The following is a 26166-nucleotide window of genomic DNA, read 5'->3' as shown; positions in this document are numbered from 1 at the left end:
CCGGGGGTTTCAATCGTTTCAACTCTGCGGCCTCATCGCTTGAGACATCCCGAACATGAATAACAGCAACTCATGATCGGGTTTGGCCGCCACACTGACCTTGGCCACACGTGGCAGCAGGCATTGCCCACCGCCTTGGGTCGCACTGAGTACCTGTGTGCGAGGCTGTTCCCAGGCAGCCAGGGCCAGGGCTGTAACCCCTAGCGCCCCGACCAGGAACAAACCTCGTGCTATTTCTAGCTTCATCTGGTTAAACCCTTGATAGCGCTGCCAAACGCCGTCTCGTAAAAGTAGCTGAGTTTTTTCCAGTCGGTATCATTCCACGACGAATGGCGGCGCAATTGCAGCATGTCATGGGAGGCGGCTCGATAAGCGGTCAAACGCTGGCGACATTTTTCAAAGTCCAGCAGTGCCACTTCAACGTTCACCGCATCGCCCTCGCCGGTTACCCGGACGAAGATGTGCTTGATATACAGGCAACCATGCTGCCAGCGGCCTTTGTGCATACGCGCCAGGGTAGCGGCCAATTCCTCGAGCAAGCGCTCGTGGACCGCCTCGCCATATTGCTCACGGCCACCGGCGGCGTACCAGTTTTCGATTTCATCGAAACCGTCCAGCGAAGCGGTGACCAGCAATGCTTTCCACTGATGCTCGGGGTCGCGTCGCGCCTCGCAGAACACCAACTCCGGCACCCGTACATCCAGCAAGCGCAGGCCCTTGAGGGCATCACGCTCACGCAACACGGTCGGACGTCCAAACGGATGCAACCAACTGCGGTAGATATGACCCGTCTGGCGTTTGCAATAGAGCAATCGCCCGTTGGGACTGATCACCCGCTGTACGCCACTTTCACCGCCACGCCGACGGTTGGGCTCTTCCACCCACTCACCCTGCTGACGCCAGAAAAAATCAAATCGTTCTTCGGGAGCTATATGACTGCCGACTACGCACTCAACTGCCATCCTGTTACCTCTTACGCAATACATAGACTCGCCACATGGCGTAGAGCGGCATGAAGTCCAGGGATTCCTGAACTCGGAAACCGGCCTGCTCGAATTCTGCCTCGACAGTAGCAGCCGGTAACACAAACCGGTTTTGGTAACCTTCCTGCTCACCTTTCTTACGACGCCGCACCTCGGCGCGCCTGCGCTTCCAGGCCTTGAAATTGCCATCCACCCACAGCGAGATAATCACGCTGTCACGGCTAACCCGCTGAAACTCCCGAAGTATTGTCATCCTGTGCGCCGGGTCACCGATGTGGTGCATCAAGCGCATGCAGAAAATACTGTCGACCGAGTTGTCTGGCAAATCGATATCAAAGGCGGAAGTCTGCAAAGGGCGTACCCGTTTTACCACTTCCGCCGGCTGGGCCGCCGTGGCGACCTTCAGCATCGACGCCGAATTGTCGGCCCCGATGATCACACGATTGGGTTTCTCGGCCAGCAATGGCCAAAAGCGTCCGGCACCACACGGCAAGTCCAACACCAGGCCCGGCTCACCGGCCATGGCCAGCGCACCACGCGCCAGTTGCTCATCGCGCTTGTGGGACAACCGGCGAGCCAGATTGTCCCGATGCTTGAGCAGATATTGCCGCGCGTGTTGATCGTCGTACTTTTCTGAAAATTCCAACTTGATCGGGGAAGGCATCTTGAGTCTCCGGTAACTGATGCCTACAACCCTAAGCAGCGAACTGTGATCAAGAGGTCAACTCGTTGTGAAAAACTTGTCCTGTCCAATCCCATACATTTCAAGACTTTACAGAAACATTCAGTAGCATCGGGCCATCTTCGCCGAAAAGCAGGCGTCGTGCAGCAGCAAATTGACAGACTGAACGGTCAGGTTCTGACTTGACCCAGTTCCACATGAAAACGGCAGCCATTGGGCTCCATGGTGCTCAGGGTGACGCTCCAGCCCTGGCTTTCACAGATACGCTGCACCAGTGACAAGCCCAACCCCAAACCCTCGCCGCGCTTCTCGCTGCCACGCACGAACGGCTCGAACATCGCTTCGCGCTTGTCTTCAGGAATGCCCACACCCGTGTCCTCCACCACAAAGCCGCTGGGCTCCAGGGTCAGGCGGATAAACCCTTGCTCGGTGTAATGCAGTGCATTGCGCAACAGATTGCCCATCACCGCATGCAGGAACGTCGTGTTGTAGCGTGTCTCCAGCGGGGTACCTGGGCAGTAGATCAACTCAAGGCCTTTTTGCTCGATGGGCCCGCGCCAGATTCCGAGCAGGTCCTCGGCAACCTGGGTCAGGTTGACCTGGGCCGACATGGCGGCATCGTCATGCTTGGCGCGGGCCAGCATCAGAAAAGTCTGCACCAGTTCGCGCATCTCTTCACAGGCCCGGGCGATGCGCTGGACCTGATTACGCCCGCGCTGATCGATCGCCGGATTCTCCAGCAGCAATTCGCAGGAACTGGCCAACACCATCAAGGGTGTACGCAGTTCATGGCTCACATCGCTGGTAAACAACTGTTCGCGAGACAGCGCCTGGCGCAAGCGACCCAGGGTGGCGTCGAACGCCACCGCCAATTCGCCCACTTCGTCGGCCGCATAATCCGGCGCCAACGGTGGCGCAAGTCCAAGCAACTGGTCGCGATGGCGCACCTGGCGGGCCAGGCGCACCACCGGCGCCATCACCTTGCGCGCCAGCACCCAACCCAGGAACACCGCCAGTGCCAGGCTGAGCACAAAGCCCACCAGCACCACGGCAAACAGCACACGCTCGCGCTCTTCGAAATCGCTTTGGTCCTGCAGCAGCACATAACGCCGGCCATCGATCACTTCGACCATGGCATGGTAGGACAGCGACTCGCGAAACACCTCATGAAAGCCCGGGTCCAGATGCCGCAAATCCTTGGGCAGCTCGAAATCGCCGGGGCCGCCGCTGAAATAGAACAACTGGTCAGGCTCGGGCCGATGTCGCCAGTCTTCCATGCTGTCCATCAACAGCAGACGTTGCAGGTCGCCGCCCAGGCCCGCCGAAATCAACTTCTCTTCCACCAGGTGCACGGTCGCGACAATGCCCATGGCGAAGGCCCCCGCCACCAACGCACTCATCAAGGCAAAGGCGATGATGATCCGCTGGGCAAGGCTTTGCTTAAACTCCATCACGGCCCTCGGCCAGGCGATAACCCACACCGTGTACCGTTTGCAGCAACGGCTTGGCGAAAGGTTTGTCGATCACTTGGCGCAGTTGGTGAACGTGACTGCGCAGGCTGTCGCTGTCCGGGCAATCGTCGCCCCACAAGGCTTCTTCGAGGATTTCCCGACGCAATACGTGCGGGCTTTTCTGCATCAGCACCGCCAGCAACTTCAGGCCGACCGGGTTGAGTTTCAGCAGGCGCCCTTCTCGGGTCACCTCCAGCGTATCCAGGTCATAATTCAGGTCGCCCACTTGCAGGGCACGACGCCCGCCACCTTGGGCACGGCGCAACACCGCTTCGATACGGGCGGCCAGCTCCGACAAGGCGAACGGCTTGAGCAGGTAGTCATCGGCGCCGGACTTGAAGCCCTGCAGCCGGTCATCCAACTGGTCACGGGCAGTCAGCATGATCACCGGCGTGTCGCGGCGCGCATCTTCGCGCAGGCGTTTGCACAGGGTGTAGCCATCGATGCCAGGCAGCATGATGTCGAGCACGATCAAGTCGTAGTGCTCGGTGGCCGCCAGGTGCAGGCCCGACAGACCGTCCTGCGCACAATCCACTGTGTAGCCTTTGAGCCCCAGGTAATCGGCCAGGTTGGCCAGAATATCGCGGTTGTCTTCAACCAATAAAATTCGCATGGGCAGTGCTCCGTACGCGGTAACAGCCGTGTTGGCTCGCGCAGCTTAAGGCCAAGTGTCGCTCAGGGATAGACCTGCACAGGTCATCGATATAGGTTTTCAACCGATATTTATATTGAACGAGATTTTCACTATAACTTCACAGACTCGCTACGCTAGTGCGTGGAAAATCATCGCCCATTGAAATGAAGATCAAGCCCCCTCCCACATTGTTTAACCGAGTACACCGGCCCCCTCACCGGTCGGCCAGAAGGCCGAAACAACAAAAAACCCCGCCTGCATCACTGCAGGCGGGGTTTTTCAGTAGCCGGGTGAGGCTGGCTTACATCATGCCGCCCATGCCACCCATGCCGCCCATGTCTGGCATACCGCCGCCGCCTGCGCCTTCAGCCTTTGGCTTCTCAGCGATGGCAGCTTCGGTGGTCAGGATCAGGCCGCCGATGGAAGCAGCTGCCTGCAGTGCGGAACGAGTCACCTTGGTTGGGTCCAGAATGCCCATTTCGATCATGTCGCCGTAGACGCCAGTCGCAGCGTTGTAACCGTAGTTACCTTTGCCGTTCTTGACTTCGTTGACCACAACGCTTGGCTCGTCGCCGGAGTTGGCAGCGATCTGGCGCAGCGGTGCTTCAACGGCACGGCGCAGTACAGCGATACCGACGTTCTGGTCAGCGTTGTCGCCGGTCAGATTGGTCAGGGCTTCCAGAGCACGGATCAGCGCAACGCCACCGCCAGGTACCACGCCTTCTTCAACGGCTGCACGGGTTGCGTGCAGGGCGTCTTCAACGCGGGCCTTCTTCTCTTTCATTTCAACTTCGGAACCGGCGCCAACCTTGATCACTGCAACGCCGCCGGACAGTTTGGCCAGACGCTCTTGCAGTTTTTCACGGTCGTAGTCCGAGGAAGTCTCGGCAACCTGGGTACGGATCTGAGCGATACGCGATTCGATGTCGCCTTCAACGCCAGCACCGTCGACGATGATGGTGTTTTCCTTGGAGATGGTCACGCGCTTGGCGCTACCCAGGTTTTCCAGGGTGGCGCTTTCCAGGCTCAGGCCGATCTCTTCGGAGATAACGGTACCGCCGGTCAATACGGCGATGTCCTGCAGCATGGCCTTGCGACGGTCGCCGAAGCCTGGAGCCTTGACGGCTGCGACTTTGACGATGCCACGCATGTTGTTCACAACCAGGGTCGCCAGGGCTTCGCCTTCAACGTCTTCGGAAACGATCAGCAGCGGACGGCCGGCTTTGGCAACGGCTTCCAGTACAGGCAGCATTTCGCGGATGTTGGAGATCTTTTTGTCGACCAGCAGGATCAGCGGGCTGTCCAGCTCGGCAACCATGGTGTCCGGCTTGTTGACGAAGTACGGGGACAGGTAGCCACGGTCGAACTGCATGCCTTCTACAACCGACAGTTCGTTTTCCAGGCCCGAGCCTTCTTCAACGGTGATCACGCCTTCCTTGCCGACTTTTTCCATGGCTTGGGCAATGATGTCGCCGATGGAGCTGTCGGAGTTGGCGGAGATGGTGCCTACCTGAGCGATAGCCTTGGTGTCAGCGCATGGCTTGGACAGGTTTTTCAGCTCGGCAACGATGGCGATGGTCGCTTTGTCGATACCGCGCTTGAGGTCCATCGGGTTCATGCCGGCAGCGACGGCCTTGTAGCCTTCGTTGACGATGGCCTGAGCCAGGACGGTAGCGGTGGTGGTGCCGTCGCCGGCGTCATCGTTGGCACGGGAGGCAACGTCTTTGACCAGCTGCGCGCCCATGTTCTCGAAACGGTCTTCCAGTTCGATTTCCTTGGCTACGGAAACGCCGTCCTTGGTGATGGTCGGAGCGCCGAAGCTTTTCTCGATGATCACGTTACGGCCTTTAGGGCCCAGGGTCGCCTTTACTGCGTCAGCCAGGACGTTGACACCGGTGAGCATTTTCTTGCGGGCGGAATCGCCGAATTTAACTTCTTTAGCAGCCATGATCGATATTCCTTAAATACTTTGTAGTAACGGGAAAATGAGCGGGAAAATCAGCCTTCCAGTACAGCGAGAATTTCGTTCTCAGCCATTACCAGCAGGTCTTCGCCGTCGACTTTCACAGTGTTGCTGCCGGAGTAAGGGCCGAAAACAACCTTGTCACCCACTTTCACGGCCAGCGCACGTACTTCACCGTTTTCCAGGGTCTTGCCTGGGCCAGCAGCGACGATCACGCCGTGGTTGGCTTTCTCAGCAGCCGAACCTGGCAGGACGATCCCACCGGCGGTTTTCTTTTCTTCTTCGCTGCGACGGATGACGACGCGGTCGTGCAGAGGACGAAGCTTGCTCATTGTCGATCTCTCCTAATTGTGTTTTTCATCGGCCGGTATCAATTCCGGCGGGTTAAATTCCGGCGGTGCCGGTCGCGGCTCGCTGGGCGAACCGCGGAAGTCTGTCTAGTGTCACCACCAGAAACCTTGCGGTGACCGTTACATAAGGGCGCCCAGGCTTATTACAAGGGGCAGCGAACGAATTTTTTTTGTGTGTTGATCAGGAATGAATGCAACACGGCACCCGAAGGTGCCGTGCCGGTGAGGTCTTTATTTGCTGTCGCGGTGTTCGAACTCGCCTTCGATCACATCGCCTTCCCGCCCCAGGGGCTGGCGCGGGGCCGGACCGCCACGGGGTTGCAGGTCTTCGGCAAACGCGCGCTGGCGCATGGCCGCTTCTTCGGCACGCTGGCGCATCTTGCCGGCCAGCAGTTTGCGCGTGACCGGCAGCAGCATCACCAGACCGACTACGTCGCTGATAAAGCCCGGCAGGATCAACAGGCCACCGGCCAGGGCCATCATCAGGCCTTCAAGCATGGTCTGGGCGGGCAGCTCACCGCGGTTCAGGCTTTCACGGGCGCGCAGGGCCGTCGCCAGGCCGGCGACGCGCAGCACCAGAACGCCGAGCATCGAGCCGAGAATGATCAGTAACAGTGCCGGGAAAAATCCGATCGCACCGCTGACTTGAACGAATACGAACAGCTCCAGCACCGGGAACAATAGAAAAAGCAACAAAAAAGGGCGCATCAAATGGTTCCTCAACGCAAGAATGCCTTGCTAGTTCACCTTAGATGACGTCGCCTTTTCGTGAATTCAAGCGCGAACGTCTGATTTTTTCGGCCAGGTCTGCGCGTGAGCCAATGAAACCAGGGCTTCGCGTACTTGTGTCGGTGTGTTGCAAGACTCGGCAAACGGCAACCAGTGCAGGGACTGGCCAATGCGCAGGTGCATGCCTTCGCTGTCGATGCCGGCCAGTTGCGCGGTCTCGGTCGTCGGTAAACCGGCGAGGTCGACGTAATGGGCGATGGCCTTGGCGTGATCGCTGTTCATGTGTTCGATCATGCTGCGCTCGGCCTTGCCCGCGAACGGATTGGCCAGGGTCAGTTGATCGACCCAGTGGATCGCGCCAAACCCACCGATATAACGGTGGCGCACCGGTTTGAGCACCCAGAAATCGAAATCGTGGGCCTGGTGGTAATTGGCCGAGTCAGGGAAGTAGCGGTAGTAGCGCTCGGCAGCGGCTTCGATGCTGGCGGCGTCTTCCAGCTTTTCGGCTTGCGCCAGGTAGGTCAGGCGCCCGACGGCCTGCACATCGTCGGCTTCGCGCTCACCGACCAGCAACGAACACTTGGGGTCGTTCTGTAAATTGTGCGTGTGCTGGGCGATGCGACTGATCAGGATCAGCGGCTGGCCGTGCGCGTCGAGGCAGTACGGCACGACCGAACCGAAGGGAAAACCGGGCATGGCTTTGGACAGTGTGGCCAAGGCCCCACGGTATTCCTTGAGCAACAGCTCTCGGGCGTTCCTGGCAACGTGCGCGCTCACTGTATGACTCCTGGGTTGTTCCGCCGCCCATGGCATATGGGAATGGATCTCAACACAAGGTAATCAATATCCATGCAGGTTGCCAGCGTGTCGCTTTACCAGGCCACACCAAAACCTGCGGTGTAGCGGGTCTTGCTCAAGCTGCTGTCGGAGTCGCCGCTGATGACATCGCGTTCAGCCTTGAGATTGAGCGACGCCCACTCGGTGACTTTGTAGCGCAGGCCCATCTCGGCATCCAGGGAATAGTCGGCCGGACCGTCCAGCGGCTTGCCCAGCTCGCCGTTGGTGAAGAACTCAACGGTCTTGCCCACCAGGTAGCGGTTGTAGTTCCACTTCATGGCCAGGGAGTAGAAGTTGTCCTTGCCGCCATCGGCGTATTCGTAATCGGTGCGGTTGACCAGCGAGCCGAGGGAGAACGCGCCGAGTTCATCGTCCCAGAACTGATAGCCAGGGCCCGTACCGACAGTGCGTTGACGTGCCAGGTCTTCGACCTTGTCTCGCTTGTAGGTCAGGCGACCCTGCCAGAACCAATGCTCGGTGATAAAGCGGTCCAGGTCGTATTCCAACGCCCAGTTGTCGGTGGTGGTGATGTCGTCCTGAAACTCGCGGTTGTATTCGCCCTTACCCGTGTGGCGCCACTGGCCGTGACGGGCCGAAGTCTTGAAGTCGATGTCGTAGTCGTTGGTGTCTTTGTCGGCGCGCTTGTAGTCCAGCGCCAGGTCGATGTTGCCCTTCCAGACCAGATCTTCGATCACAGGCTTGGGCTTGAGGATCTGCTGGATGCTGGCCAAGTCCACAGTCTTGGGCGCTTCGCCATTGGCCAGCACGACTTTGCCATCCTCTGCAGGCTTGAGGGACTTGGCCTTTTCGCCGTCGTAGGCGTCCTGCTTGACCAGCAACTCCTGATCGCTCTCCAGGGTTTTCACCTGCTTCCAGTCCACCGGGATCGCCCCGCCGTAGCTGGTCTGGATCAGCAGCTTGCCGCCGTCGAAGACTTTTATCTTGCCGGTCAGGCGGTCACCGTTTTTCAACCAGACGGTATCGGCGAGCAGGGGCGTGGAAGCACTGAGGACAGCGAGGCACAGCAGGGTTCTGGACAACATAAGCGGATACGGGGCTCGGGGTTGGCGAAAGGAAGAGGCTATCGTGTTAGATAGCCTGAACTGACTCAACTATTTATATTGAGTTCCATGCTCGACGCCAAGCTTACAGACGTTTCTCACAAAAACACCGATGTTCTCAACGGACAGCCTCGCAGTGAATGAACCCGCCGACACCCCGCAAAACCCCGCCGAAATGCGCCGCACCGCACTTTACCTGACGTTGGCGCAGGTGCCTGAAGGCTGCGTGGTCAGTTACGGCGAGTTGGCGCACCTGGCAGGCTTGGGGCGCGCCGCGCGCTGGGTCGGACGCACCTTGAGCCAGCTCCCCGCAGATACCCGATTGCCCTGGCACCGTGTGCTGGGTGCCGGTGGTCGGATAAGCCTGCCGCTGGGCAGTGCATCCGGTGACGAGCAACGTGCGCGTTTACGTAGCGAAGGCGTCACTATCCTGAACAATCGTGTTGATATTCAGCGCCATGGCTGGCGTCCGGTAGAGCACAGCGGTTAGAGTGCGCGCTTTGTTTCCGCAAATCTGAGGCAGACTCCAGCCCATGCCCCGTAAAACCTGGCGCGCCGCGCTCGCCGCCTATGCCAGCCCCTCGACGTTAGTGCTGTTGTTGCTCGGTTTCGCTGCCGGCCTGCCTTATATGTTGGTGTTCTCGACGCTTTCCGTGTGGTTGCGCGAAGCAGGCGTTGCCCGCGAGACCATCGGTTATGCAAGCCTGATCGGGCTGGCCTACGCCTTCAAATGGGTCTGGTCGCCGCTGCTCGACCAATGGCGCCTGCCATTGCTCGGAAAACTCGGGCGCCGGCGTTCCTGGCTGGTGCTCTCCCAGTCGCTGGTGATCCTCGGATTGATCGGCATGGGCTTTTGTGACCCGCAAAAACACTTGTCCTGGTTGATCGCCATTGCCGTCGTCGTTGCATTCGCGTCGGCCACCCAGGACATCGCCGTCGATGCCTACCGCCTGGAAATCGCTGACGACAACCGCCAGGCCGCCCTGGCCGCCAGTTATATGTCCGGTTATCGCATCGCCGCCCTGCTGGCCACGGCCGGTGCGCTGTTCTTTGCCGAGGGCTTCGGTTCCACCGGTTTCAACTATAAACATTCGGCCTGGACCGGCACCTATGTGCTGTTCGGCGTGTTGATGGTCCCGGCGCTGCTCACCACCTTGTTCATGCGCGAACCCAACGTGCCGCTGCGCACCCAGTTGCAGGCCGGGCGCTACAGCTTCGCGCATCAGCTGGTGTCGGTGTTCGTGCTGATCGTGCTGCTGGTGTCCGTGCCGGCGATGTTTACCCAGCTGTACAACACTGACTTCGCCAGCGTGCTGTTCGAGGGCGTGAGCCTGTGGGAATTGTTGATGGAAGACCGCGCATTCCTGCGCGCCATCCTCTATATCCTGCTGACTGCGATGTGTCTCTCCGCCATGGGCCGGCGCGGCCTGGCGCCGGTGCTGACGCCGGTCAACGACTTTATCCTGCGCTACCGCTGGCAGGCGTTGCTGCTGCTCGGGTTGATCGCCTCCTATCGCATGTCCGACACCGTCATGGGCGTGATGGCCAACGTGTTCTATATCGACCAGGGTTTCACCAAGGACCAAATTGCCGGGGTCAGCAAGATCTTCGGCCTGATCATGACCCTGATCGGCGCCGGTATGGGTGGCCTGTTGATCGTGCGGTTCGGTATCCTGCCGATCCTGTTCATCGGCGGCGTGGCCTCGGCCGGCACCAATCTGTTGTTCGTGATGCTCGCCGACATGGGCCCCGACCTGCAGATGCTGATTGTCACCATTTCCCTGGATAACTTCAGCTCGGGCCTGGCCACATCGGCATTTGTCGCCTATCTGTCGAGCCTGACCAACCTCAAGTTCTCCGCCACCCAATACGCCCTGCTCAGCTCGATCATGCTGTTGCTGCCGCGCCTGATCGGCGGGTATTCGGGGGTGATGGTGGAGAAGTTCGGCTATCACAACTTCTTCATGATCACCTGCCTGCTGGGGGTGCCGACGCTGTTCCTGATTGCGCTGCACTGGTTCCAGGAAAACCGCCGCGCCCGGTTGAATCCACCTGCAGAAGACTGAAATGTGGGAGGGGGCTTGCCCCCGATTGCGGTGGGACAGCTGAGTATCTCGTCGCTCAAACACCGCTATCGGGGGCAAGCCCCCCTCCCACATTTGGATCTTCTACAGTCAGTCAGATCCCCCGCAATGTCACGCCTGTACTCCAGCAGCAACCGCCCGTACAATCCCAAGTCATTTCAAGTCCAAGCAACCGACAACGGCCTACCATGCGTACCAGTCAATATTTGCTCGCCACACAGAAAGAAACGCCTTCCGACGCGGTTGTGATCAGCCATCAGCTGATGCTGCGCGCCGGCATGATCCGCAAACTGGCCTCGGGGCTGTACACCTGGCTGCCCATGGGTTTGAAGGTGATGCGCAAGGTCGAAGCCATCGTTCGTGAAGAAATGAACGCCGCCGGCTCTCTGGAAGTGTTGATGCCGAGCACCCAACCGGCTGAACTGTGGCAGGAATCCGGACGCTGGGAAGAGTACGGCCCCGAGCTGCTGCGCTTCAAGGACCGTCATGGCCGCGATTTCTGCGCCGGCCCGACCCACGAAGAAGTCATTACCGACCTGATGCGCAATGAGTTGAGCAGCTATAAACAACTGCCGCTGAACCTGTATCAGATCCAGACCAAATTCCGTGATGAGATCCGCCCACGCTTCGGTTTGATGCGCGGCCGTGAATTCATCATGAAGGACGCCTATTCGTTCCATGCCGACCAGACGTCGTTGCAAGCGACCTACGACCGCATGCACCAGGCCTACTGCAACATCTTCACGCGCCTGGGCCTGAAATTCCGCCCGGTTGAAGCGGACAACGGCTCCATCGGCGGTGCCGGCTCCCACGAGTTCCACGTGCTGGCCGAATCCGGCGAAGACGACATTGCGTTCAGCAATGGTTCGGACTACGCGGCGAACGTCGAAAAAGCCGAAGCCGTACCGCGCGAAACCTCGCGCCCGGCGCCGGCTGAAGAGCTGCGCCTGGTCGATACCCCGGACACCAAGACCATCGCGGCCCTGGTGGAAAAATTCAATCTGCCGATTGAAAAGACCATCAAGACCCTGATCGTGCGTGCCGAAGAAGAAGGCAAGCTGATCGCCCTGGTGATCCGTGGCGACCACGAGCTCAACGAAATCAAGGCGGCCCAGCAGCCTGGCGTGGCAAGTCCGCTGGTCATGGCCACCGATGCCGAACTGCGCGACGCCATTGGCGCCGGCGCCGGTTCCCTCGGCCCGCTGAACCTGCCGCTGCCGATCATCATCGACCGTTCCGTCGAGCTGATGAGCGACTTCGGTATCGGCGCCAACATCGACGACAAGCACTACTTCGGCGTGAACTGGGAGCGCGACCTGCCGGTTCCGACGGTGGCTGACCTGCGTAACGTCGTGGCCGGCGACCCGAGCCCGGATGGCAAGGGCACCCTGGAGATCAAGCGCGGCATCGAAGTCGGGCACATCTTCCAGCTGGGCAACAAGTACAGCAAGGCGATGAAGTGCGAAGTACTGGGCGAGAACGGTAAGCCGATCACCCTGGACATGGGCTGCTACGGCATTGGCGTTTCCCGTGTGGTCGCCGCTGCCATCGAGCAGAACAACGACGAGAAAGGCATTATCTGGAGCGACGCGCTGGCGCCGTTCCAGGTTGCGCTGGTGCCGTTGCGCTATGAAACCGAGCAAGTACGCGAAGCCACCGACAAACTGTATGCCGAACTGACGGCCGCCGGTTTTGAAGTGCTGCTCGATGACCGGGACAAGAAAACCAGCCCGGGCATCAAGTTCGCCGACATGGAGCTGATTGGCATCCCGCACCGGATCGTGGTCAGTGACCGCGGCCTGGCCGATGGCAATCTGGAATACAAGAGCCGGACCGAAGCCGAGGCCCAACCGTTGCCGGTGGCTGACGTGCTGTCTTTCCTTCAGGCGCGTATTCGTCGCTGAAAACCAGATCAAGAGAAGTCATGTTCAAGCGAAACACCAGAGCCCTGGGGGGCGCCGCCTTGTGCGGCGCCCTGCTGGTCAGCGGCTGCGCCAACCAGATGTCGCAACGCAGTGAGCACGAGGAGCGGGTCGAGCGCAAGTTGCTCGACCACAGCCTGCAGATCGATGTGGGTGAGCCCAAAGTGCTGGAGCTGCCGCAACGTCGGGTTCGGATTCACGAGCAAAAGACTTTCGAGGTCACCGAATTCGAAGTCACAAGGCGTTACGACCGCTACACGCCCTACCAGCCCTGGCGCAAACTCTATGAGATGCCACTGGGTGCCGTTGCGTTGGTGGCCGGCGCGGGGGCCAATGTGGCGAATATCTTCGCCCTCGGCAACCTGCCTGCCAGCATGACGCACGATTGGCTGAGCTACGGCGTGGACGGCATCAACCCGTTCATGAACGTGCAATCCCACGGTCGTGCGCAGCAGAACCTCGCGGCTATCGATGAAGTGCAGCGTGACAAGCGCCTGGAATATTCGAGCCTGCCCTGGAGCGAACGCCCGGTACAGGTCACCGCCGGCAAACAGACCCATGAACTGACCACTGACCGCGACGGCGTCCTGCGCCTGAACCTGTTGGACAGTCCGTTTGCCGAGCAGGACCTGAACCGCGTCACCACCTTGAAGATCAGCGTGGAAGACGGCCAGGACGATGTGCACACGGATTCGACCCTGGCGATCAGCAACACCCTTCGCGGCAAATTGCTGGAAGCCCATGGCCTGATCTATGACGATTTGGAAGACGACGAAGTCAACCAGTGGGTGCACCGGGTCAAGCGCCTCTCGGAGCTGGGCCTGGAAGAAGAAGCCAGCGAGCTTGAGCAAAGCCTGATTGAACTGACGCGCAACGATCCGGAATTGCAGCAGGAGTTTTTGCAGGCACTGGCCAAGGATGCGGGGCGACTCGTCGCAGATCCTGGCCCACGCTGAGTTTTCAGACCGTTCAAAGATCCAAATGTGGGAGGGGGCTTGCCCCCGATAGCGGGGTGTCAGTGTCAGATGTACTGACTGACACACTGCAATCGGGGGCAAGCCCCCTCCCACATTTGGATCTCTCACATTTTTTAATCCCGGGTTCTACCAGGACAACTCGAGCTGTTCGTTGCCGCTGCTCAAATCCAGCAACCTCACCCCGATCCCCAACAATCGCACTGGTTTCCCACCACGGTTGAACGCCTGGGTCATCAGCTGTTCATAACTCTGCAGATCCCGCCCTGCCCCGGCCTGCTCCAGGGTGGTCTGGGTGAAGTCATGGAACTTGACCTTCACGAACGGCTTGCCTGCCCGGTAGCTGCTGTCGATACGCGCCATGCGCCCGGCCAGGGTTTCCATCAACTCAGGCAGCTTAGCCAGACAGCTGGAAAGATCCGGCAAGTCCACATCGTAGGTATTTTCGACACTGATAGATTGCCGCCGACTGTCGTTCTGCACCACGCGGTCATCGATCCCACGGGCAAGGCTCCAGAGACGCTCCCCGAAACTGCCGAATTCGCGCACCAGCGCCAGCTTGTTCCACTCACGCAATTGCAGGCAATCCTCAATGCCCAGGCGCGCCAGCTTGTCGGCGGTGACCTTGCCCACCCCATGCAATTTACTCACCCGCAACTGCGAGACAAAATCTTCGACCTGGTCCGGGGTAATCACAAACAGGCCGTTGGGTTTCTTCCAATCGCTGGCGATCTTGGCCAGAAACTTGTTGGGCGCCACGCCGGCAGACACGGTGATGTGCAACTGCTTGGACACACGCCGGCGAATGTCCTGGGCGATGCGCGTGGCACTGCCGCCAAAATGCGGACTGTCGGAGACGTCGAGGTAGGCTTCATCCAGCGACAACGGCTCGATCAGGTCGGTGTAGTCGCGAAAGATCGTCTGGATTTCCTTCGACGCTTCTTTATAGGCATCCATACGCGGCTTGACGATCGTCAGGTCCGGGCACAGCTTCAACGCGTGACGCGATGACATCGCCGAGCGCACCCCGTAAGCCCGCGCTTCGTAATTGCACGTAGCGATCACCCCCCGCCGATCTGCCGAGCCACCGACAGCCAAGGGTTTTTGCGCCAGGCTCGGGTCGTCGCGCATCTCGATGGCGGCGTAGAAGCAATCACAGTCGACGTGGATGATTTTGCGCTGCGTCATATAAACGGGGTGTGAATCAACGGGTGGCCAGTATCGCATTCACCCCTGTATATAGCACCAGTAGTTTGAATCTTCCGCCTGAGCGGTAGGAAATATCCAAGATGAATTGGTTTTCTCAATCGAATTCGACCTTCCAATAGAGCTGAAAGCCCTGGCCTGACTGGCCCCGCGCCCTCCGCAAGCCTGCCTTGGAGAGCTAACCAATTGAACCGCAAGCGCTTTTGTTCGATTTTAGGGTTGACACACTCGCGTTCCTCTGTAGAATGCCGACACACAGACGCGGGATGGAGCAGTCTGGTAGCTCGTCGGGCTCATAACCCGAAGGTCGTCGGTTCAAATCCGGCTCCCGCAACCAAACATCAAAAAAGGCTACTCGAAAGAGTGGCCTTTTTTGTGCGTGCCTGTTTTTACCCCCTCCCCTCAATGGGCGGTGCCAAGGCATTGATTTTGAATAAAACCCACTTATTTGAGCCATTGCAGCATTAACGGTTGACACCTCGGCGCTGGACTGTAGAATGCCGCCCACAGACGCGGGATGGAGCAGTCTGGTAGCTCGTCGGGCTCATAACCCGAAGGTCGTCGGTTCAAATCCGGCTCCCGCAACCAAACATCAAAAAAGGCTACTCGAAAGAGTGGCCTTTTTTGTATCCGGTGAAAAAGTTCTTCTGAAACAATGGCATGGCATCTTTCATGAAACCGTAGACGGTTTGCAGAGTCCATCTCATTGCACGCTATGCTCAATGCTCAAGCGCTACCCTCTACGACCAATGGCCGCAGTCGCCGCACTCGGTGATCCGCGTTAATATTTGTAATTATTTTGTCCATAGGGATTGGTAACTTGGCTGGATACCCCCATCCTGTCGCGCACAATCCACGAGGTGATTGATGCGCGCCAACTCGTCTGAACCACAAGACACTGTCACAGCGGAACAACCGATCCCTCCCACCCGATTGCGTTGGTTGGATCTGTTGAGCAAATACCGTCAGCCCATCGGCCTGGCCGTGACCTTGCTGCTGTTTGCCATTGCTCTGATCGCCTGCCGACATCTGTTGTTGGAACTCGATCTCTACGCCCTCCACGACTCGATCCTGGAAGTCCCCAAGCCTGCCTTGCTCGGCGCGTTTGCGGCGGCGGTGGCCGGTTTCATCATTCTGTTGGGCTATGAATTTTCCGGCGCACGTTATGCCGGCGTGAAACTGCCCGCCAAGACCCTGGCACTGGGGGGCTTCACCGCCTTTGCCATCGGCAACGCCATTGGCTTGTCGATGCTCTCGGGCGGCTCGGTGCGCTACCGTCTCTATGCACGCCACGGCATCGGTGCTTCGGAAGTCGCGCACATGACCGTGTTCGCCAGCCTGGCGCTGGGCTGCGCGCTTCCCCCCCTGGCCGCTTTGGCCACAATGAGCAACCTGCCGGCGGCATCGACCTACCTGCATTTATCGCAAAGCCTGCTGGGCGGTGTTGCCGGTGCTGTACTGCTGTTGTCGGCCATGCTGTGCATCGGCATCTATCGCCGTCGCCTGCCGGAACAACCCTACCCGGATAACCTGCTGGTCAAGGCCGGGCGCCGCACCCTGCGCCTGCCTGGCCGGCGCTTGACGTTCCTGCAGTTGATCATCACCGCACTGGATGTCGCCGCCGCCGCCACCGTCCTTTATCTGCTGCTGCCGGAAGCGCCACCCTTCGGCCCGTTCCTGCTGGTGTACCTGCTGGCCCTGGCCGCCGGCGTACTCAGCCACGTACCGGGTGGCGTGGGGGTGTTCGAAGCGATCCTGCTGGCGGCCTTCGCCGACAAACTCGGCGCCGCGCCACTGGCCGCCGCCCTGCTGCTGTACCGGATGATCTACGTGGTATTGCCGCTGCTGATCGCCTGTATCTTCCTGCTGGTCAACGAGGCCCAGCGCCTGTTCCAGACCCAGCAGAGCCTGCGCGTCGCCTCCGGCCTTGCGGCACCGGTGCTGGCCGTACTGGTTTTTTTGTCCGGCGTGGTCCTGCTGTTTTCCGGCGCCACGCCGGAGATCGATTCACGCCTGGAAAACATCGGCTTCCTGATTCCCCACCGCCTGATTGACGCGTCGCACTTCGGTGCCAGCCTGATCGGCGTGCTGTGCCTGCTGCTGGCCCAAGGCTTGCGTCGACGTCTGTCGGCGGCCTGGATGCTGACCATGGTGCTACTGCTGGTAGGCGCCCTGCTCTCGTTGCTCAAGGGCTTCGACTGGGAAGAAGCCAGCCTGATGACCATGACCGCCGTGCTGCTGGCGATCTTCCGACGCTCGTTCTACCGCGCCAGCCGCTTGACCGAACTGCCCTTCTCACCGCTGTACCTGGTGGCCAGCGTGTGCGTGCTGGGCGCGTCGATCTGGCTGCTGCTGTTCGCCTATCAGGACGTGCCCTACAGTCATCAACTGTGGTGGCAGTTCACCCTCGATGCCAACGCCCCACGCGGCCTGCGTTCGTTGCTGGGTGCCGCCGTCCTGCTGGTGATCGTGTCGCTGACCTGGCTGCTGCGTACCGCACGCCCGGTCATCCATCTGCCGACCCCGGACGAACTCGAGCGCGCCTCCAAAATCCTGATGGCCTCCTCGCAACCCGACGGCGGGCTGGCGCTGACCGGCGACAAGGCGTTGCTGTTCCACCCTAATGATGAAGCCTTCCTGATGTATGCCCGTCGAGGGCGCAGCCTGGTGGCCTTGTATGATCCGATCGGGCCGACCCAGCCGCGCGCCGAGATGATCTGGCAGTTCCGCGACCTGTGCGACATTCACCACGCACGGCCGGTGTTCTATCAAGTGCGCGCCGAGAACCTGCCGTACTACATGGATATCGGACTCACCGCGATCAAGCTGGGCGAAGAAGCCCGCGTCGACCTGAAACGCTTTGACCTGGAAGCCAAGGGCAAGGAAATGAAGGATTTGCGCTACACCTGGAACCGTGGCACCCGCGACGGTCTGTCCCTGGAGATCTGCGAGCCGGGCACGGCGCCGATGGATGAATTAAAAGTTATCTCGGACGCCTGGCTAACCGGTAAGAATGTGCGCGAAAAGGGCTTCTCCCTGGGCCGCTTCAGCGACGACTACCTCAAGCACTTCCGTATCGCGATCATTCGCTTCGAAGGGCGCCCGGTGGCCTTCGCCAACCTGCTCGAGACGTACAACCATGACCTGGCCAGTCTCGACCTGATGCGCGCCCACCCGGACGCACCGAAGCTGACCATGGAGTTCATGATGGTCGGTCTGATTCAACATTATAAGAGTCACGGCTACGCCCGCTTCAGCCTCGGCATGGTGCCGTTGTCGGGCCTGCAACCCCGGCGTGGCGCGCCACTGACCCAACGCTTGGGCTCGATGGTGTTCCGCCGTGGCGAGCAACTGTATAACTTCCAAGGTTTGCGCCGCTTCAAAGACAAGTTCCAGCCTGACTGGGAACCCCGTTACATGGCCGTGCCCGCAGGACTTGATCCGCTGGTGGCACTGGCCGATACCGCCGCCCTGATCGCGGGCGGCTTGACTGGATTGGTGAAACGCTGATGATTCGACGCTCCTGGCGGTATGTATTGGCTGTTGTGGTGCTGCTCGCGCTGATCCTGGGCGGCGGTTACTGGTACTGGAACCGCCCTGCTCCACAGCCGACCCTGGAGCAAATGCCCCAGGCCGATGGCTCGGTGATGACCCGCGTCAGCCCTGCCGGCGCGGTGAAGGCCCGCGTGGCAGTGGCCGTGATGGCCGACGAAACCCTCACCGACAGCCAACTGATCGCCCTCAGCCAGGGTGGCTCGGCGCAGCTCGTTCAGGTGATTCTGCCCAAGGATGACTGCAAGCTGCAGGTGCAAGCGCTGCAGAGCGCCCTGGCCCAGCTTAAAGGCCCGGCGACCCTGGTCAGCGGCATTGGCCCTGGCGCAGCGCTCGCCTGGCGCTGGCTGGCCACACAGAACGACGACAAGGCCAACGCCATTTCCGTCGGCTTTGCCCTGAAACAGGAAGGCTGCAACGACCCGCTGCCGAAAACCGCCGCCCATGGCAACTGGCTGGTGGCCTGGAATGACAACCCTGACGATGAAAGCGCCAGCTTCGTACGTGACACACCGCGTGCCACCACCAGCATCAGCGACTACGACATTCATTACCCGCAAGTGCTGAACAACGAGCTGCGCAAGCAGCTGGTAGGTTCGGACAACGGCGGCCTGGCGATTCCAGTGGTGGAAGTGCCGGCCGGTCAGGCCAAGGACACCGTGACCCTGTTCCTCTCCGGTGATGGCGGCTGGCGTGACCTGGACCGCGACGTGGCCGGCGAAATGGCGAAGATCGGCTACCCGGTGGTCGGCATCGACACCCTGCGCTACTACTGGCAGCACAAAACCCCGGAACAAAGCGCCAAGGACCTTACCGAACTGATGCAGCACTACCGGCAGAAATGGGGCACCAAGCGCTTCGTGCTGACCGGTTACTCGTTCGGCGCCGACGTCCTGCCGGCCATCTACAACCGTATGCCGGCAAACGAACAGCAACGCGTCGACGCGATCATTCTGCTGGCCTTCGCCCGCACCGGCAGTTTTGAGATTGAAGTGGAAGGCTGGCTGGGCAACGCCGGCAAAGAAGCCGCGACCGGCCCGGAAATGGCCAAGCTGCCCCCCGAAAAAGTGGTGTGCATCTATGGCGCGGAAGAAGTCGACGAGAGTGGCTGCACCGACAAGACTGCCGTGGGCGAAGCCATGAAGCTGCCGGGCGGGCATCACTTCGATGAGAACTATCCGGCGCTGGCCAAGCGGTTGGTGGATATCATCGTGAAACACCAGGCCAAAGCCGAGTAATCCCAGGCTATACACAAAACCAAATGTGGGAGGGGGCTTGCCCCCGATAGCATGGTGTCAGTCAATGATGTTGTGACTGATCCACCGCTATCGGGGGCAAGCCCCCTCCCACAGTTGTATTGCATTGTCAGCTGGATCTAGCGCGGCTCGATATGCGCAATCATCAACTGCACCGTCTCATTGCCACGAAACTCATTCACATCCAGCTTGTAGGCCAACTCCACCCAGCGCACGGTCGGGTTCGGCCAGACTTCACGGTCTACCCCAAACGCAATGCCATCAAGCTTCACCGACCCGCATTCGCTCTTGAGCACCACCTTCAAGTGCCGCTCGCCGACCACCCGCTGTTCCACCAACTGGAACACACCGTGAAACAACGGCTCGGGAAAGTGTTGCCCCCACGGGCCGGCATGGCGCAGCGCGCGCGCCAGTTCCAGGTGAAACTCTTCCACCGCCAGGGTGCCATCGGAGAGCAGCCGCCCGGTGAGGTCTTCTTCGCGCAGTTGCCGACGCACTTCGGCATCGAAAGCCTCGGCAAACAAGGGGAAGTTCGCTTCGGGCAGGGTCAGGCCCGCCGCCATCGCGTGACCGCCGTATTTGGCGATCAGGTTGGGGTGCTGGCTGGCCACCACCGCCAGCGCGTCACGGATATGAAAGCCCTGTACTGAACGCCCGGAGCCCTTGAGCAGGCCATCACCGGCATCGGCAAACGCGATGGTGGGACGGAAATAACGTTCTTTCATGCGCGAGGCCAGAATCCCGATCACACCCTGGTGCCACTCCGGGTCGAACAGGCACAAGCCGTACGGCATTGACTCCACCGGCAAATCCTTGAGTTGAGCCAGGGCTTCGCGCTGCATGCCTTGCTCGATGGATTTGCGGTCCTGGTTCATGCCGTCCAACTGCGCGGCCATTTCCCGCGCCGCGGCAACATCGGTGGTCAGCAGGCATTCGATGCCCAGGCTCATATCGTCCAGGCGCCCGGCCGCATTGAGCCGTGGGCCGAGAATAAAGCCCAGGTCGGTGGAGGTGATGCGGGCATGGTCACGCTTGGCCACTTCAAGGATCGCCTTGATCCCCGGCCGCGCGCGGCCAGCGCGGATACGCTCCAATCCTTGATGCACCAGGATGCGGTTGTTGGCGTCCAGCGGCACCACGTCGGCGACGCTGCCCAGGGCCACCAGGTCGAGCAGTTCACCAATGTTCGGCTGCGGGCTGCTGTCATACCAGCCCAGGCTGCGCAAACGCGCGCGCAGGGCCATCAGTACGTAGAAGATCACGCCCACACCGGCCAGTGCCTTGCTGGGGAACGCACAGCCTGGCTGGTTCGGATTGACGATCGCGTCCGCCGCCGGCAGTTCGTCGCCCGGCAAGTGGTGATCGGTCACCAGCACCTTCAGCCCCGCCGCCTTCGCCGCCGCCACGCCTTCGACGCTGGAGATACCGTTGTCCACCGTGATCAGCAACTGCGGCTCGCGCTGCAGCGCCACCGCAACGATCTCCGGCGTCAGGCCGTAGCCGTATTCAAAACGGTTGGGCACTAGGTAATCGACATGGGCCGCACCGAGCAAACGCAGGCCCAGTGTACCTACGGTGCTGGCGGTGGCGCCGTCGGCATCGAAGTCACCGACGATCAGGATGCGCTGGCGTTGTTCCAACGCCGTCACCAGCAGGTCGACGGCGGCATCGATGCCCTTGAGCTGCTGATAGGGAATCAACCGCGCCAGGCTCTTGTCCAGCTCGGCTTCCGATTGCACCCCGCGCGCGGCGTAGAGACGGGTCAGCAGCGGGGGCAATTCACCGAGGAATGGCAGGACGGCGGGCAAGGGACGGGGATCGATACGCATGGGACGCTGGGGGGTTCTCTGTAGGGGAATAATAGCTGGCTTCAAGCTTCAAGCTTCAAGCTTCAGGCTTCAGGCTTCAGGCTTCAAGCTTCAAGCTTCAAGCTTGCAGCTAAAAGCTTGCCGCTTGTAGCTGCAACTCTTCAATCGCGCTCTCCAACGAGCCATTGCAGTTGCACTTCATGCTGGCCACGGTCATCGGTGACGAAGATCGTGCCTTCGCTGATCATCACGTCCCACTTGATCACGCGCGGCATGTCCTTGGCCAGAACCTCCAGAATTTCCTGCGGCACGGCAGCGATATGCACGTTCTTCAGGTTATTCGCCACCGGCACCACCTTGCCTTCCCACACCCGCAGGCTGCCGTAGGCCAGCAGGCTGGTGCGTTCGGTGCGACGCGAGCACCAGGTCAGGCGGTCTGCATCCGGCTGGCCGACTTCGATCCAGTGCAACACCCGATCATCCAGGCTCTTTTCCCACAGGGCCGGCTCGTCGACATCCGACAAGCCACGGCCGAACGCCAACTGCTCGTTGTACCAGAGGGCGTAGGCCAGCAGGCGCACGGTCATGCGTTCTTCGGTTTCCGAAGGGTGGCGGGCGATGGTCTGTTTGACGCTCTCGTACACCGAACGGTCAAGGTCGGTGAGGTTGAGTTCGAATTTGTAGGTCGTGGACGGCTGGGCCATGAACGGGCTCTGGAGACAAGGAAAGGCGGCCAGTCTAACCGATGGCGAGGCCAATCAACGAATACTGCGCTGCATCCAGGCTGCCCGCCTATGTTAAAAAGCAGTACGTCACCGTCCCGCGCGCTCAAGGATCCCCATGTCGCTTAATGCCAAACCGCTTGCCGGCCTGAAAGTCATCGAACTCGGCACCCTGATTGCCGGCCCTTTTGCCTCACGTATCTGCGCCGAGTTCGGCGCCGAGGTGATCAAGGTCGAATCCCCGGACGGCGGCGACCCCCTGCGCAAATGGCGCAAATTGTATGAAGGCACCTCGCTGTGGTGGTTCGTGCAGGCGCGTAACAAGCAGTCGCTGACCCTCAACCTCAAGCACCCGGATGGCCTGGCGATCCTCAAGCAATTGTTGGCCGACGCCGACATCCTGATCGAAAACTTCCGCCCCGGCGTGCTGGAAAAACTCGGCCTGGGCTGGGAGACCCTGCACGCACTGAACCCCAGGCTGGTGATGGTGCGCCTTTCCGGCTTTGGCCAGACCGGGCCAATGAAAGACCAACCGGGGTTTGGCGCGGTGGGCGAGTCCATGGGCGGCCTGCGCTACATCACCGGCTTCGAAGACCGCCCGCCCGTGCGCACCGGGATTTCCATCGGTGACTCGATTGCCGCGCTGTGGGCGGTGATCGGTGCGCTGATGGCCCTGCGTCATCGTGAAGTCAACGGTGGCCTGGGCCAGGTGGTGGACGTGGCGCTGTACGAAGCCATCTTCGCCATGATGGAAAGCATGATCCCCGAGTTCGACGTGTTCGGCTTCATTCGCGAACGCACCGGCAATATCATGCCGGGTATTACGCCCTCCTCGATCCACACCAGCGCCGACGGCAAACATGTGCAGATTGGCGCCAATGGCGATGCGATCTTCAAGCGCTTCATGGTCGCCATCGGCCGCGACGACCTGGCGAACGACCCGGCGCTTGCCAGCAATGACGGGCGTGACAGCCGCCGCGATGAGCTGTACGGGGTGATCGATCGCTGGGTCAACGCCTTGCCGCTGGAGCAGGTCATGGCGCAGTTGAATCAGGCCCAGGCGCCCGCCAGCCGCATCTACAGTGCCGAAGACATGCTGGGTGACCCGCAGTTCCTGGCCCGGGAGATGTTCCTCAGCGCGCAACTGCCGGGTGGCAAGGCTTTCAAGATGCCCGGCATCGTGCCCAAGCTGTCGGATACGCCAGGCAGCTGCGAATGGGTAGGACCGCAATTGGGCGAGCACAACACTGTGGTGCTCAACGCGCTGGGCTATGACGCGGCGGCCATCGCCCGCCTGCGTGCCGATGGCGCGATCTGAGCGCGCGCCGTGCCAAATCCCAGGCAAAAAGAAACCCCGAGGAGTGGGGAGACAACTCGGGGTTAAACGTGATCTACAAAGACCAGTACAACAAGCCACAAACACCGGAGCACAATGTTTGCTCTTGCTGTTACAAACTCTGACCGGCCATGCCGTAGGAAGTTTCGAAGGATAAATAATTCTTCATGCGCACACCGGGGTTCGTGTCATGGCGGCGTTTCGCAGGGCTGCGATGACCGAGGGCTCAAGTCGACCTTCGGCAATTTTCAAATCGCGCAGCAGGCAATCCGCCACATCCACCAGCGCGCGCTTGTCGGTCAACTGTGCGCGGTTGAATTCGCGCTCGACCATGATGGCGCCACCGGGGTTCTTCACGGTCACCAGGCATTCGCCCTGCACACCAGAGGTGGTCAGCGTAACCAGATAAGGGCTCAGTGCTTCTTCGAGCAACAGGCTGATACTTTCCATCTCGATCACCACTCAATAGTTCGGGAACAATCGTTTCAACGGGTGCTGCATCTCTCCTAGTGACTGGTTGTGACGTAGGAAAGTTCGCTTTTTCGTCTTTCAAGGGTTGTGCGGGGATGACGTCTCCAGCATGCGCTTGCAACATGACAGGCAAAAAACGGCGACACATAACTGCTTACGCAATGGGTTGCGGTTTTGGGCTACGCCGAGCGCGCAGGCCAGGCGTGAATCCTATACTCGGTGAGCGCTGATCACCCTGCCGTGCAGGCAGAGTGCATGTCATAGGCCCTTATTGCGAAGGATGAAAATGATGTTGGAACAAAATGAACAGCAAGCATCGATGGAGAGGATGCATGCCGATGTAAGGCGCATCTATGCCGAAATATCACGCATGCAGGCTGAGCAAGATAAGCTCAAATCGGAATCACTGAAGATAAATTGCGAAACTTTCTGGTACCCCATGGGCGTAGCGATGGCCGTGGTCGCAACGATTGCCTCAATCACTGGAGTGGCTATTAAACTGCTCCTGTAAACAGCACGTTGTCGGGCCTGCCAGAAACAAAAAACGCCGCTGACCCAGGGAAGGGAAAGCGGCGTTTTTGTCTACGCGGTGCGCCTTACAGCGGCTTGCCCCGATTGCCATGCTGGCTGACAAACGCCTGCACAGTCTTCAGGTCGTTAGCCAGCACCGTGCAACGCTCTTCGCGCTCGAACAGATCCGCCAGATGCTGCGGCAGCTCCAGGGCCTTGCCAACACCGGCCTTTTCCACCGCTTCGGGGAATTTGACCGGGTGCGCAGTGCCAAGGATCACCATGGGGATATCCAGGCTGCGACGGCACTCGCGGGCGGCCTTCACACCGATGGCCGTGTGCGGGTCAAGCAACTCGCCGGTCTGGGCGTAGACCTCGGCGATGGTTTCGCATGTCTGCGCGTCGTCCACCGCCAGGGAGTCGAACAGCTTGCGGGTTTCGGTCCAGCGCTCTTGCTCGACGCTGAAACCGCCACCCTGCTTGAAGCTGTTCATCAGCTCGGCCAACGCCGCGCCATTGCGACCGTGCATGTCGAACAGCAGGCGTTCGAAGTTCGACGACACCATGATGTCCATCGACGGCGACAGCGTGGCGTGCAGGGTTTCCTTGACGTACCCGTTGCCGCTCATGAAGCGGTGCAGGATGTCGTTGCGGTTGGTCGCGACGATCAACTGATTGATCGGCAGGCCCATGTTGCGCGCCAGGTAGCCGGCGAAGATGTCGCCGAAGTTGCCGGTCGGCACCGAGAACGACACCGAACGCGCCGGGCCGCCCAACTGCAGGGAGGCGTGGAAGTAGTAGACGATCTGGGCCATGATCCGCGCCCAGTTGATCGAGTTCACCGCCACCAGGCGCGTGCCCTTGAGGAAACTCTGGTCGGCGAAGCTGTTCTTGACCATTTCCTGGCAGTCATCGAAGTTGCCTTCGATGGCAATGTTATGGATGTTCTCACCGAAAATGGTGGTCATCTGGCGACGCTGCACCTCCGAGACGCGCTTGTGCGGGTGCAGGATGAAGATGTCGACGTTTTCGCAGTGCTTGCACCCTTCGATGGCCGCCGAGCCGGTATCACCGGAAGTGGCGCCGATGATCACCACGCGCTCGCCGCGTTTTTCCAGTACGTAGTCGAGCAGGCGACCCAGCAATTGCAGGGCAAAGTCCTTGAACGCCAGGGTCGGGCCGTGGAACAGCTCAAGCACCCACTCGTTGCCGTTCAACTGGCGCAGGGGCGCAATGGCGCTGTGGGAAAACACGCCGTACGTTTCTTCCAGGATCTTCTTGAAATCCACATCCGGAATGCTGCCGGTGACGAACGGGCGCATCACTCGGAATGCCAGCTCGTGGTACGGCAGGCCGGCCCAGGAAGCGATTTCTTCCTGGGTGAAGCGTGGCAGGTTCTCCGGCACGTACAGGCCGCCGTCGGTGGCAAGGCCTGCCAGCAGAACATCTTCGAAATTCAGGGCCGGTGCCTGGCCGCGGGTGCTGATATAGCGCATAGGGGCAAACCTTCGGTTTGGGCTTCAAGCTTCAAGTTACAAGCGGCAAGTTAGAGCGAATCGGCTTTTACTTGCAGCT

Annotated in this window: 23 protein-coding genes and 2 tRNA genes; 10 read left to right on the top strand and 15 right to left on the bottom strand. The window is 60.1% G+C overall.

The genetic code is table 11. The features are described 5' to 3' along the window. Positions 1-18: 18 nt before the first annotated feature. The 10 genes from PspCFBP13528_RS21815 to PspCFBP13528_RS21770 all read right to left on the bottom strand — a co-directional run bounded on the left by PspCFBP13528_RS21815 (position 19) and on the right by PspCFBP13528_RS21770 (position 8732). On the bottom strand, positions 19-246 hold the full coding sequence (locus PspCFBP13528_RS21815) for a hypothetical protein (RefSeq protein WP_101219734.1): 228 nt from the start codon (positions 244-246) through the stop codon (positions 19-21). After that, a complete protein-coding gene (locus PspCFBP13528_RS21810) occupies positions 243-962 on the bottom strand; it encodes a lipopolysaccharide kinase InaA family protein (RefSeq protein WP_065951322.1) in 720 nt (239 codons plus the stop codon). Before PspCFBP13528_RS21810 ends, PspCFBP13528_RS21815 begins: the two co-directional genes overlap by 4 nt. A 4-nt stretch (positions 963-966) precedes the next feature. Continuing rightward, a complete protein-coding gene (locus PspCFBP13528_RS21805; protein WP_065951321.1) occupies positions 967-1647 on the bottom strand; it encodes a class I SAM-dependent methyltransferase in 681 nt (226 codons plus the stop codon). A gap of 188 nt (positions 1648-1835) precedes the next feature. Then, the gene (locus PspCFBP13528_RS21800; protein WP_065951320.1) at positions 1836-3116 is read right to left on the bottom strand and encodes a HAMP domain-containing sensor histidine kinase; all 1281 of its coding nucleotides are present in this window, start codon (positions 3114-3116) and stop codon (positions 1836-1838) included. Continuing rightward, positions 3106-3789, bottom strand: a complete 684-nt coding sequence (gene colR / locus PspCFBP13528_RS21795; RefSeq protein WP_003208587.1) for a two-component system response regulator ColR — start codon at positions 3787-3789, stop codon at positions 3106-3108. The genes PspCFBP13528_RS21800 and colR overlap by 11 nt, the downstream gene beginning before the upstream one ends. Before the next feature lie 322 nt (positions 3790-4111). After that, positions 4112-5758: a chaperonin GroEL gene (gene groL, locus PspCFBP13528_RS21790; protein WP_065951319.1), complete on the bottom strand. Its 1647-nt coding sequence runs from the start codon at positions 5756-5758 to the stop codon at positions 4112-4114. A 50-nt stretch (positions 5759-5808) separates the two neighbouring features. Further along, positions 5809-6105, bottom strand: a complete 297-nt coding sequence (locus PspCFBP13528_RS21785; protein WP_017846112.1) for a co-chaperone GroES — start codon at positions 6103-6105, stop codon at positions 5809-5811. 249 nt (positions 6106-6354) lie between these two features. Further along, positions 6355-6831, bottom strand: coding sequence for an FxsA family protein (locus PspCFBP13528_RS21780; protein ID WP_065951318.1), 477 nt, complete (start codon positions 6829-6831; stop codon positions 6355-6357). A gap of 66 nt (positions 6832-6897) precedes the next feature. Further along, entirely contained in the window at positions 6898-7629 is a 732-nt protein-coding gene (locus PspCFBP13528_RS21775; RefSeq protein ID WP_065951317.1) for a HugZ family protein, read from the bottom strand. Between the two features lie 95 nt (positions 7630-7724). Next, positions 7725-8732, bottom strand: coding sequence for a DUF481 domain-containing protein (locus PspCFBP13528_RS21770; RefSeq protein ID WP_137201481.1), 1008 nt, complete (start codon positions 8730-8732; stop codon positions 7725-7727). A 130-nt stretch (positions 8733-8862) separates the two neighbouring features. On the opposite strand from PspCFBP13528_RS21770, the gene PspCFBP13528_RS21765 reads away from it, so the two are divergent. The 4 genes from PspCFBP13528_RS21765 to PspCFBP13528_RS21750 all read left to right on the top strand — a co-directional run bounded on the left by PspCFBP13528_RS21765 (position 8863) and on the right by PspCFBP13528_RS21750 (position 13712). Beyond that, complete coding sequence (locus PspCFBP13528_RS21765; protein WP_162515435.1) at positions 8863-9240, top strand: MGMT family protein; 378 nt, start codon at positions 8863-8865, stop codon at positions 9238-9240. 43 nt (positions 9241-9283) lie between these two features. After that, positions 9284-10816, top strand: coding sequence for an AmpG family muropeptide MFS transporter (locus PspCFBP13528_RS21760; protein WP_065951314.1), 1533 nt, complete (start codon positions 9284-9286; stop codon positions 10814-10816). Between the two features lie 206 nt (positions 10817-11022). Then, positions 11023-12738, top strand: coding sequence for a proline--tRNA ligase (locus tag PspCFBP13528_RS21755; RefSeq protein ID WP_137201479.1), 1716 nt, complete (start codon positions 11023-11025; stop codon positions 12736-12738). A gap of 20 nt (positions 12739-12758) precedes the next feature. Further along, complete coding sequence (locus PspCFBP13528_RS21750; RefSeq protein WP_065951312.1) at positions 12759-13712, top strand: hypothetical protein; 954 nt, start codon at positions 12759-12761, stop codon at positions 13710-13712. Between the two features lie 147 nt (positions 13713-13859). Here PspCFBP13528_RS21750 and dinB read toward each other — a convergent pair whose 3' ends face one another. Continuing rightward, positions 13860-14918: a DNA polymerase IV gene (gene dinB, locus PspCFBP13528_RS21745; protein WP_137201478.1), complete on the bottom strand. Its 1059-nt coding sequence runs from the start codon at positions 14916-14918 to the stop codon at positions 13860-13862. A gap of 278 nt (positions 14919-15196) precedes the next feature. On the opposite strand from dinB, the gene PspCFBP13528_RS21740 reads away from it, so the two are divergent. The 4 genes from PspCFBP13528_RS21740 (at position 15197) to PspCFBP13528_RS21725 (ending at position 19726) form a co-directional block, all read left to right on the top strand. Beyond that, positions 15197-15273: transfer RNA gene (locus PspCFBP13528_RS21740), tRNA-Met, on the top strand. Positions 15274-15447: 174 nt separating this feature from the next. Further along, positions 15448-15524, top strand: a tRNA-Met gene (locus PspCFBP13528_RS21735). Between the two features lie 279 nt (positions 15525-15803). Continuing rightward, positions 15804-18446 (top strand): bifunctional lysylphosphatidylglycerol flippase/synthetase MprF, encoded by a 2643-nt coding sequence (mprF, locus tag PspCFBP13528_RS21730; protein ID WP_137201477.1) that lies wholly within the window; start codon positions 15804-15806, stop codon positions 18444-18446. Further along, positions 18446-19726, top strand: coding sequence for an AcvB/VirJ family lysyl-phosphatidylglycerol hydrolase (locus PspCFBP13528_RS21725; protein WP_137201476.1), 1281 nt, complete (start codon positions 18446-18448; stop codon positions 19724-19726). The genes mprF and PspCFBP13528_RS21725 overlap by 1 nt, the downstream gene beginning before the upstream one ends. 137 nt (positions 19727-19863) lie before the next feature. Here PspCFBP13528_RS21725 and recJ read toward each other — a convergent pair whose 3' ends face one another. Both recJ and PspCFBP13528_RS21715 read right to left on the bottom strand, forming a co-directional pair. Continuing rightward, complete coding sequence (recJ, locus tag PspCFBP13528_RS21720) at positions 19864-21573, bottom strand: single-stranded-DNA-specific exonuclease RecJ (protein ID WP_065951308.1); 1710 nt, start codon at positions 21571-21573, stop codon at positions 19864-19866. Between the two features lie 140 nt (positions 21574-21713). Then, the gene (locus PspCFBP13528_RS21715) at positions 21714-22256 is read right to left on the bottom strand and encodes a YaeQ family protein (protein WP_065951307.1); all 543 of its coding nucleotides are present in this window, start codon (positions 22254-22256) and stop codon (positions 21714-21716) included. A gap of 136 nt (positions 22257-22392) precedes the next feature. Here PspCFBP13528_RS21715 and PspCFBP13528_RS21710 point away from each other — a divergent pair, with 136 nt between their 5' ends. Further along, complete coding sequence (locus PspCFBP13528_RS21710; RefSeq protein WP_137201475.1) at positions 22393-23592, top strand: CaiB/BaiF CoA-transferase family protein; 1200 nt, start codon at positions 22393-22395, stop codon at positions 23590-23592. 183 nt (positions 23593-23775) lie between these two features. Here PspCFBP13528_RS21710 and PspCFBP13528_RS21705 read toward each other — a convergent pair whose 3' ends face one another. After that, on the bottom strand, positions 23776-24060 hold the full coding sequence (locus PspCFBP13528_RS21705; protein ID WP_137201474.1) for a DUF3509 domain-containing protein: 285 nt from the start codon (positions 24058-24060) through the stop codon (positions 23776-23778). Between the two features lie 310 nt (positions 24061-24370). Here PspCFBP13528_RS21705 and PspCFBP13528_RS21700 point away from each other — a divergent pair, with 310 nt between their 5' ends. Further along, complete coding sequence (locus tag PspCFBP13528_RS21700; RefSeq protein ID WP_065895132.1) at positions 24371-24592, top strand: hypothetical protein; 222 nt, start codon at positions 24371-24373, stop codon at positions 24590-24592. 85 nt (positions 24593-24677) lie between these two features. Here the strand turns inward: PspCFBP13528_RS21700 and thrC are convergent, their stop codons facing one another. After that, complete coding sequence (gene thrC, locus PspCFBP13528_RS21695) at positions 24678-26087, bottom strand: threonine synthase (RefSeq protein WP_137201473.1); 1410 nt, start codon at positions 26085-26087, stop codon at positions 24678-24680. Positions 26088-26166 lie beyond the last annotated feature (79 nt).

This window comes from Pseudomonas sp. CFBP13528 (assembly GCF_005233615.1).
Lineage (GTDB): Bacteria > Pseudomonadota > Gammaproteobacteria > Pseudomonadales > Pseudomonadaceae > Aquipseudomonas > Aquipseudomonas fluorescens_AM.
This window is presented reverse-complemented; position numbering and strand designations above follow the sequence as displayed.